Origin of the sequence: Mesorhizobium sp. M7D.F.Ca.US.004.01.2.1, from assembly GCF_003997785.1 — a bacterium.
In the GTDB taxonomy this organism is placed as follows: Bacteria; Pseudomonadota; Alphaproteobacteria; order Rhizobiales; family Rhizobiaceae; genus Mesorhizobium; species Mesorhizobium loti.
Window position 1 is genome coordinate 1 of sequence record NZ_RZRQ01000259.1, and the last position, 8,298, is coordinate 8,298.

General features: G+C 63.7%; 8 protein-coding genes. 5 read left to right on the forward strand and 3 right to left on the reverse strand.

The window, feature by feature from the left end:
* A partial coding sequence (locus EN993_RS26515; RefSeq protein ID WP_164757819.1) for an ABC transporter ATP-binding protein/permease occupies positions 1-1,618 on the forward strand: 1,618 nt, incomplete at its 5' end.
* Positions 1,619-1,949: 331 nt separating this feature from the next.
* Positions 1,950-2,297: an antibiotic biosynthesis monooxygenase gene (locus EN993_RS26520; protein ID WP_127265242.1), complete on the forward strand. Its 348-nt coding sequence runs from the start codon at positions 1,950-1,952 to the stop codon at positions 2,295-2,297.
* 9 nt (positions 2,298-2,306) lie between these two features.
* On the opposite strand, the gene EN993_RS26525 is transcribed toward EN993_RS26520, so the two are convergent.
* The gene (locus tag EN993_RS26525; RefSeq protein ID WP_127265243.1) at positions 2,307-3,170 is read right to left on the reverse strand and encodes an SMP-30/gluconolactonase/LRE family protein; all 864 of its coding nucleotides are present in this window, start codon (positions 3,168-3,170) and stop codon (positions 2,307-2,309) included.
* A 302-nt stretch (positions 3,171-3,472) separates the two neighbouring features.
* Here EN993_RS26525 and EN993_RS26530 point away from each other — a divergent pair, with 302 nt between their 5' ends.
* Entirely contained in the window at positions 3,473-4,171 is a 699-nt protein-coding gene (locus tag EN993_RS26530; RefSeq protein ID WP_109662777.1) for a phosphatidylserine decarboxylase, read from the forward strand.
* Positions 4,172-4,245: 74 nt separating this feature from the next.
* A complete protein-coding gene (locus tag EN993_RS26535; RefSeq protein ID WP_245463090.1) occupies positions 4,246-4,992 on the forward strand; it encodes a phosphatidylcholine/phosphatidylserine synthase in 747 nt (248 codons plus the stop codon).
* A gap of 27 nt (positions 4,993-5,019) precedes the next feature.
* Here EN993_RS26535 and EN993_RS26540 read toward each other — a convergent pair whose 3' ends face one another.
* Entirely contained in the window at positions 5,020-7,242 is a 2,223-nt protein-coding gene (locus EN993_RS26540; RefSeq protein WP_127265244.1) for an AMP-binding protein, read from the reverse strand.
* A 138-nt stretch (positions 7,243-7,380) separates the two neighbouring features.
* Positions 7,381-7,788, reverse strand: coding sequence for a 4-oxalocrotonate tautomerase family protein (locus EN993_RS26545; protein ID WP_126068575.1), 408 nt, complete (start codon positions 7,786-7,788; stop codon positions 7,381-7,383).
* Positions 7,789-7,901: 113 nt separating this feature from the next.
* Here EN993_RS26545 and EN993_RS26550 point away from each other — a divergent pair.
* Positions 7,902-8,298: LysR family transcriptional regulator (locus EN993_RS26550; RefSeq protein ID WP_127265245.1), on the forward strand; the 397-nt coding region annotated here is incomplete at its 3' end.

Sequence of the window (8,298 nt, forward strand, 5' to 3'; positions counted from 1 at the left end):
CGTGCGCCTGGTGCAACTTGGCTTCAACCAGCTAAGGGATGCGCTGTTTGCGCGCGTTGGCCAGTACGCGGTGCGCCAGCTCGCGTTCCGCACCTTCGTCCACATGCACCAACTGTCGCTGCGCTTTCACTTGGAACGCCGCACCGGCGGCCTGTCTCGCATTATCGAGCGCGGCACCAAGGGCATCGAGACGATCGTGCGCTTCATCATGCTCAACACGGCGCCGACCATCCTCGAATTCGCGCTGACCACCGGCATCTTCGCCTACACCTATGGCTGGAAATATGTGGCCGTCGTCGCGGTCACCGTCTGGGTCTATGTCTGGTTCACGGTCCGCGCCAGCGACTGGCGCATCTCGATCCGCCGCGACATGAACGACAGCGATACCGACGCCAACACCAAGGCGATCGACTCGCTGCTTAATTACGAGACGGTCAAGTATTTCAACAACGAAGGCATGGAGGCCGAGCGCTTCGATCGTTCGATGGCACGCTACGAGGTCGCCGCGACGCGCATCTGGACCTCGCTCGGCTGGCTGAACTTCGGCCAAGGCATCATCTTCGGCCTCGGCACCGTCATTGTGATGTGCATGTCGGCGCTCGAAGTGCAGGCCGGCACGCAGACGGTCGGTGACTTCGTCTTCATCAATGCCATGCTGATGCAGCTGTCGGTGCCGCTCAATTTCATCGGCTTCATCTACCGCGAAATCCGCCAGGGGCTGACCGATATCGAGCAGATGTTCGACCTTTTGGATGTGCCGCAGGAGATCGTCGACAAACCGGATGCCAGGCCGCTCGCGGTCAGCGCCGGCAAGGTCGAGTTCCGCGACGTGCATTTTTCCTATGACCCGAACCGCAAGATCCTGAAGGGCGTCAGCTTCGAGGTGCCGGCCGGCAAGACCGTGGCCATTGTTGGACCCTCGGGCGCCGGCAAGTCGACCATCTCGCGGCTTCTGTTCCGCTTCTACGACGTGCAGGGCGGCCAGGTGCTGATCGACGGCCAGGACATCAGGGACGTGACGCAGGAGAGCCTGCGCGGCGCGATCGGCATGGTGCCGCAGGACACTGTGCTGTTCAACGACACCATCGCCTACAACATCCGTTACGGCCGCATCGGTGCCAGCGAGGAGGATATGCGCAAGGCAGCCGAACTCGCCCAGATCGGCCCGTTCATCGAGCGATTGCCCGATGGCTACAAGTCGATGGTCGGCGAACGCGGGCTGAAGCTTTCGGGCGGCGAGAAGCAGCGTGTGGCGATCGCCCGCACCATTTTGAAGGCGCCGCCGATCCTGATGCTCGACGAAGCGACCTCGGCGCTCGACAGCCACACCGAACAGGAGATCCAGGCCGCCCTCGATCTGGTCAGCCGCGGCCGCACCACCATCGTCATCGCCCACCGTCTGTCGACGGTGATCACGGCCGATGAGATCATCGTGCTGCAGGATGGCCAGATCGCCGAGCGCGGCACCCACGCCGAACTGATGCGTAAGCATGGCCTCTATGCCTCGATGTGGGACCGCCAGCGCGAAGCGACAGAAGCCGAGGAACGGCTGCGCATCGCCCGCGAGGGCGACGAGCTTGGCGTCATCGTTCGCCGGCGGACGTCGGAGGTGTCATAGGCGACGCTGCCAATCTCCCCCCTCGTGGCGGAGATGCCCGGCAGGGCAGAGGGGGGCGCTGTCCCGCTGTCATCTCCGGTTCTTTTCGTGCAGGCGCCGCTATTCTTTTGAAGACATCCAAAAGTTGGCTGAAGACATCCGAAAGTTGGCGACCCTTCACGCCCCCTCTGTCCTGCCGGACATCTCCCCCACGAGGGGCAGATCGGCAGCGTCGCCGTCCGAGCCCTTCTACAAATCAATCGAAATTTCCACTTGACCTCAACTTAAGTTGAGATTGTAGGCCGTTCTTGGAGCCCGCCAACCAGCGTGAATCAAGAACGGAACAATCGAAATGAGCAAGACAAATCAGAATGTTGACGGCGGCAGCGTGTTCAGGGTGGACAAGTTCGTCGTCCCGGCCGCCGCGCGCGAGGAGATACTCGCCAAGGTCCGGACAACGCATGAATTGCTGCGCCTGCAACAAGGCTTCGTGCAGGACTTCCTGCTCGAGCAATTCTCGGGGCCGGGCGAATTCAACCTTGTGACCATCGTCGAATGGGAAAGCCAGGCGGCCCTGGACAACGTCGTGCCGATCGTCAAGGCGGCGCACGAGCGCATCGCCTTCAACCCGCAGGAGACGATCGCCCGGCTCGGTGTGCGGGCCGACATCGCCAACTATCAGCGGGTCTCCGGGCTGTAGTAGGGCTTCTTACGGCCAGCCGATGCCAGGTGCCGGCGCTTCGACGCTGAGCACCTGGCCTGTGCGGGCGTCGCTGATCATGTGTTCGAAGCCGCGCCATTCGGCGGCGAGAATGAACAGTGTTTGCCTGTCTGCACCGCCCAGCATGCAGGCAAAGCAGCCGCGATCGACGGTGACCGTCTGCAACACCTCACCGCCTTCGCGCACCCGCACGCAGTGCTTGTTGGGTACATCCGCATACCAGACCGCCCCTTCGGCATCGAGGCAAATGCCGTCGGGATAGCCGTCGAGATCGGCCCAGATCCGTCGGTTGGCGAGGCTGCCGTCGGCGGCGATGTCGAAGGCGGTCAGCCGGTTGGCGTGGGATTCTGCGACGATTAGCGTCTGGCTGTCCGGGGTCACCGCCATGCCGTTGGCAAAGGCGATATCCTCGGCCACCTGTCGAACCGCGCCGTCGGGGCCAATCAGCACGATGGTGCCGGGGCCGAAATGCTCGCCCGGCGCCGGCGCCGGGCCACCGCCATTGACATAGATGTTGCCGCGCCCGTCGACGACGATCTCGTTCCACGGGCTTTTCGACAGGTCATGCAGATCGGCGTGTATGACGAGACTTCCATCGGCTTCCTGCCTCAACAGCAAGCCTTCGCGACCTGACACGACGAGCAGCCGACCATCCGGCAGCCAGTCGATGGAGTAGGGCAGGACGGCTGGCACGGTGAGCACGACCTCCTTGTTGCCGCCGGCGTCGATGGCGACAATCTCGCCGGTGCCCCAGTTGCAGAGCCAGAGCCGATCGTCATGCCAGCGTGGCGATTCCCCGAAGGCAAGGCCTTCCGTGACGAGACGCGCTGGGGTGACTAATGGTTTCTGCATGTGTGGAACTCCTGGTTGTGCGTTGCCATGCCGGAAGGGCTGTTGAGGACGCTGTCTCACCAAGGACGTGCGAGGGGGCCCGGTTCCGACACCGACAGCGTGGCCAGAACAGCACCCATGGCGGCCATCGTGCGCGTTGTGGGTCGGCGAGACACTGAATTCCGCCGGCAACGACGCCTACAGGCTAGCGCATCACCGCTGCTGCCGGTTGCGGCCAATGTGGCCTTGCCGATTGTTGCGTTGCGGCGAGGGGGGCTTTCGGCTATTGAGGCCGCAATTGAAACGGAGCCCGCCCCAGCCCGATGAGCCTTGTCGATACGGTCAAGAACGCGTTCGTACCGATCCATCGCGAAGGCTATCCCTTTATCGCGGCCTTTGGCGCGGCAACCCTTTTCCTCGGCTATTTCTCTTCGATCCTGTTCTGGATCGGCCTTATCCTGACGGCTTGGTGCGTCTATTTCTTCCGGGATCCCGAGCGCGTCACGCCGGTCGACGACCGCCTCGTGGTCAGCCCCGCCGACGGTATCATTTCGGCGGTCGGGCCGGCTGTGCCGCCGCGTGAACTCGGCCTCGGCAATGTCGAAATGACCCGCATCTCGGTGTTCATGAACGTCTTCTCCTGCCACGTGAACCGCGCCCCGGTGCGCGGCCGTATTGCGAAAATCGAGCATCGGCCCGGAAAATTCCTCAATGCCGAACTCGACAAGGCAAGCACTGAGAACGAGCGCAACGGCCTGGTCATCGAGAGCCCCAACGGCACGATCGCCGCCGTCCAGATCGCCGGCCTGGTGGCGCGGCGCATTGTCTGCTGGGCCGAGGCCGGCGGCTCGATAGGCACTGGCGAGCGTTTTGGCCTGATCCGCTTCGGCTCGCGCGTCGACGTTTTTCTGCCCCTGGCTGCCACGCCGCGTGTTGCCGTTGGCCAGACGGCCGTCGGCGGCGAAACCGTGCTGGCCGAATTCGGCGGTGTCGCCGGCACCCCCCTCGTGCGGATTTCCTGACGGTGGGCACGCAATACAAAAAGTTCGAGGCCCATGCCAGCGGCGGTCCGCGCATCCGCGAGATCCCGATGCGCATGGTGCTGCCCAATCTGGTCACCGTGCTTGCCATCTGCGCCGGCCTGTCCGGCATCCGCTTCGGCTTCGAAGGCCGCTTCGAGCCGGCGGTGGTGATGGTGCTGCTTGCTGCCTTCCTCGACGGCATTGACGGCCGCCTGGCGCGGATGCTGAAGGCGACCTCGAAATTTGGCGCCCAGATGGATTCTCTGGCCGACATCGTCAATTTCGGTGTGGCCCCGGCTCTGGTGCTCTATGCCTTCCTGCTCGACCGCGCCGGCTCGCCGGGCTGGATTGCAGCACTCCTGTTCGCCATCGCCTGTGGGCTGCGCCTCGCCCGTTTCAACGTGCTCGACGACGAGAAGGGCGATCGCCCCATATGGCAGTCCGAATATTTCGTCGGCGTGCCGGCGCCGGCGGGTGCGGTGCTGGTGATGCTGCCGCTCTATCTCTATTTCCTGCGCACCGGGCTGGAGCCCAGTCGTCCGGCGGCCTTCGTCGCCACCGGCTTCACCATCCTGGTCGCCTTCCTGCTGGTCAGCCGGCTGCCGGTCTATTCCGGCAAGAGCCTGAGAATCCCGGGTGACAGGGTGTTGCCGATCATCCTTGGTGTCGTGCTCTATGTGCTCTTGCTGATGACCTATCCCTGGTACACGCTGACCGCGTCGGTCGCCGGCTACCTGATCTTCCTGCCGTTCAGCGTGCGCGCCTATTCCAAGCGCGCCAAGCTCGAGGGCGAGAAGGTGCCGCCTTCCGATATAGGTTAGAAAATTCGCCGGAGTGCTTGATTTGACTCAGGCGGCGACGCCGAGCCCCAGCCTGTCGATCGCCAGTTTCCTCGTCGACACATAGTCCGTCTTGCCGGATCCCAGCACTGGAATTTCCTCCACCTTGACGATGTCGTTCGGCACCATCAGTTCGGCGGCGCCCGCCTGTTTGCCGAATTTGCGCAACTCGTCCGGGTTGGCGTCGTCGGCGGTGGTGACCAGCACGATGCGCTCGCCGCGCCTCTTGTCCGGCACCGCTACTGCCGCATGGCGCTCTTCCGGCCACAGCGACTGCACCAGCATCTCGACCGCACCCAGCGACACCATCTCGCCGGCGATCTTGGCGAAGCGCTTGGCGCGGCCGCGGATGGTGATGAAGCCTTCGCGGTCGACCGCAACGATGTCGCCGGTGTCGTGCCAGCCGGTCAGCGGCTGCAGCTCACCCGGACGGTCCGATGTCATGTAGCCCATCATCAGGTTCGGTCCGTCTAGCCACAATTGGCCGGCATCGCTGATGCCTTCGACCGGCTCGAGCTTCATGCGCATGGCCGGCAGCAGCCGCCCGACAGTGCCGTCGCGGCCATGGATGGCGGTGTTGACGGCAACCACCGGTGCCGCCTCGGTCAGCCCGAAACCTTCGATGATCTCGGCCTGGAAGCGCTCGCGATAGACGCGGCGGGTTTCCGGCTTCACTGCCTCGGCACCGGCGACGACGAAGCGCAGGCTGGAAAAATCGCCGTCCTTGGCGGTGCGCGCATAGTTGGCGAGGAACGTGTCGGTGCCGAACATGATGGTCGGTTTCACCTTGCGCGCCACCTCGGGGATGATCTTGTAGTGCAGCGGTGAGGGGTAGAGGAACAGTTTTACCCCGGTGACCAGCGGCAGGATCGTACCGCCCGTCAGGCCGAAGGAGTGGAACACAGGCAGCACGTTGAGCAGGATGTCGGCGGGCGAGATGGTGATGCGCGCCTCGGCCTGCATGGCGTTGGCAAGCAGGTTCTTGTGCGACAGCACGACTGCTTTCGGCGTGCCTTCCGAGCCTGAGGTGAACAGGATCACCGCCGGCTTGGCCGCATCCTGCCGTTGCAGCGGCCAGCGCCACAGCAAGGCGGCGGCAAGCTTGTCCAGCGCGGTGACGCTCTCCCGCACATCCTCCAGCCAAAGCAACTTTGCACCGCCCTTTTCGACCGCCGCGACGATATCGGCGAGATCGGCCTTCTCGACGAACGCGCGGGAGGAAATCACGGTCCTTATCACCGCCGTGCGCACCGCGGCAGTCACGCTCGCCGGCCCGGCCGTGTAGTTGATCATCGCCGCCACCCGGCCGGCCGACAGAAGGCCGGTGAGCGACAGCACGACGCCATTGGCGTTGGGCAGCATCACACCGACCGCTTCACCCGGCGCCGTCATCGCTTCGAAGCGCCTGCCCAGGACGCGGGCGCCGATGAACATCTTGCGGTAGCTCAGCGCGCCCGAGATGACGTCCTCGATGATCGGGTGCGAAGCGCCGACGCGGTCAGCGGCATCGCGCATGGTCAGGAACAGGCCACGATCGAGGTCGGTGCCGAAAAGCCGGGCTTCGGCGACACGGTCGAACAGCGAATTGGTGTTCGAGGCCTGGTCGGGGTTGCGCGCCACCAGTTCGGCGATGGTCATCGGCTCCAGCACGCTGATCGACAACTGTGGAAACCAATGCCGCGGTGCCTTGTCCGCTGGCGTCAACGACACCGACAGGCTGCGTGCGCCGCCGACGAAGATCGGCACGATACGAGCGTCGGCCTGCATGGCAATGCGGGTGACAGCACGAAACAGCCGAAACGTCTTGACGTCAGGCTCGACCGCATCCGGCAGATAGACGGCGAGCCGGCCCTTGCCTTTGAGTACGCGCACCAGCCGGCGGCTGACGAAGACATGTTCGGCATTGAAGGCGATGGTGCGGCCAAGCTCGCGCCACGGTTCGAGCCAAGGCGCGCGCGCCGAGACCTCATCGAGAATATGCAGCGTATCGTCTGGCAGCAGCGACAGCATCAGAGCCGGTTCGAAGCGCGATTGATGCGAGATGACGTAGATGACCGGGGCCTGCGCCTTGCGAGCGATCCTGATACGGTTGTCGGCGATCCGGTAAGCGAGCTTAAACGGCACATAGAGCAGCGCCTGGGTGAAGCGCAGGCCGAGGCGGAATTTTTCCACCACGCCGATCAGCAGCCAGGCCAGAACAAGACCCGCAAGCAGCGCCAGTGTCAGGACCATGCCGCGTCTCTCCCAATTTTTTTAGCATCTCGGCTCTTTTGCGGCCGCTTCGGCCAGAACCTAGACGATGTGGGAGCAAGGTCAATGCGGATGAGTACGCCTCTTGCCTTCCCCGTGGGGAAGGGAAGTCGGCGCTGCTCACGCCGCCTTCAACCGTCCGCTGATGAAACGGAACTCCTGCGTCTTGCCGCCATAGCCGTAAGCAGCGGCCGGCACTTCATGCACGAAGGCGTAGCTTTCCTCGTGCACGCCATCCAGCAGGCGGCTGAAGGCGTAGAAGATCGCCTTCAGATAGGCTTCCAACTCAAGCTTGGTGTTGGTGCCGTCGACCACCTTGATATCAAGCCAGAATGTATTGGTGCCATGCTCGGCTAGTGACTTGCCGCCGGCGAACCAGTGCTGCGGATCGATATAGGACACGGCAACGGCGGTGATCGTCGGATCCTTGCGCAACTGCGTCGCGGTGATTTCAGTGGCCTCCTTGGCGATGCGAGCGGAAAGAGCCGCGTCGGGCTTGCCAGTGACGCTGACGGTGATGATAGGCATTTCTCGTCTCCTTGGTTTGAGCGGCGTCTGATTGCCGTTGGAAGGACCATGTCATCATCATTGAGTCAAAAAAATCGAATTGTTTTCAATCAAAGATTCGATACAATCGAATTATGGAAACCCTCGATCCCGATCTGCTCAGGACCTTCCTCGCTTTCGTCGACAGTGGCTCGCTGGCTCAGGCGGCTGCAAGCGTCGGCCGTTCGCCCTCGGCGGTGACCGCCCAGATGCAGCGGCTGGAGGAAATCGTCGGCGAGCCGCTGTTGGCGCCGCAAGGGCGGGGGCGCGGCCTGACGCCGGCGGGTGAGGATCTCGTCGGCCATGCCAGGCGCATCCTTGCCGCGCATCGCGAGGCCTGGCTGGCGCTGAAGGGCGCCCGCGCTGCCGGGCGCGTCGCCATCGGCACGACACAGGATTTTGCCGACAGCGGCCTGCCGGACCTGCTGCGTGCCTTTGCCGTCAGTCATCCGCGCGTCAGGATCGAACTGCGGGTCGGCCGCTCCGCCGAAC

Bases quoted from the DNA above. Each gene is read 5' to 3' on its own strand.
- EN993_RS26520 (WP_127265242.1), top strand. From the start codon at position 1,950: ATGAGCAAGACAAATCAGAATGTTGACGGCGGCAGCGTGTTCAGGGTG.
- EN993_RS26525 (WP_127265243.1), bottom strand. From the start codon at position 3,170: ATGCAGAAACCATTAGTCACCCCAGCGCGTCTCGTCACGGAAGGCCTT.
- EN993_RS26530 (WP_109662777.1), top strand. From the start codon at position 3,473: ATGAGCCTTGTCGATACGGTCAAGAACGCGTTCGTACCGATCCATCGC.
- EN993_RS26535 (WP_245463090.1), top strand. From the start codon at position 4,246: ATGGTGCTGCCCAATCTGGTCACCGTGCTTGCCATCTGCGCCGGCCTG.
- EN993_RS26540 (WP_127265244.1), bottom strand. From the start codon at position 7,242: ATGGTCCTGACACTGGCGCTGCTTGCGGGTCTTGTTCTGGCCTGGCTG.
- EN993_RS26545 (WP_126068575.1), bottom strand. From the start codon at position 7,788: ATGCCTATCATCACCGTCAGCGTCACTGGCAAGCCCGACGCGGCTCTT.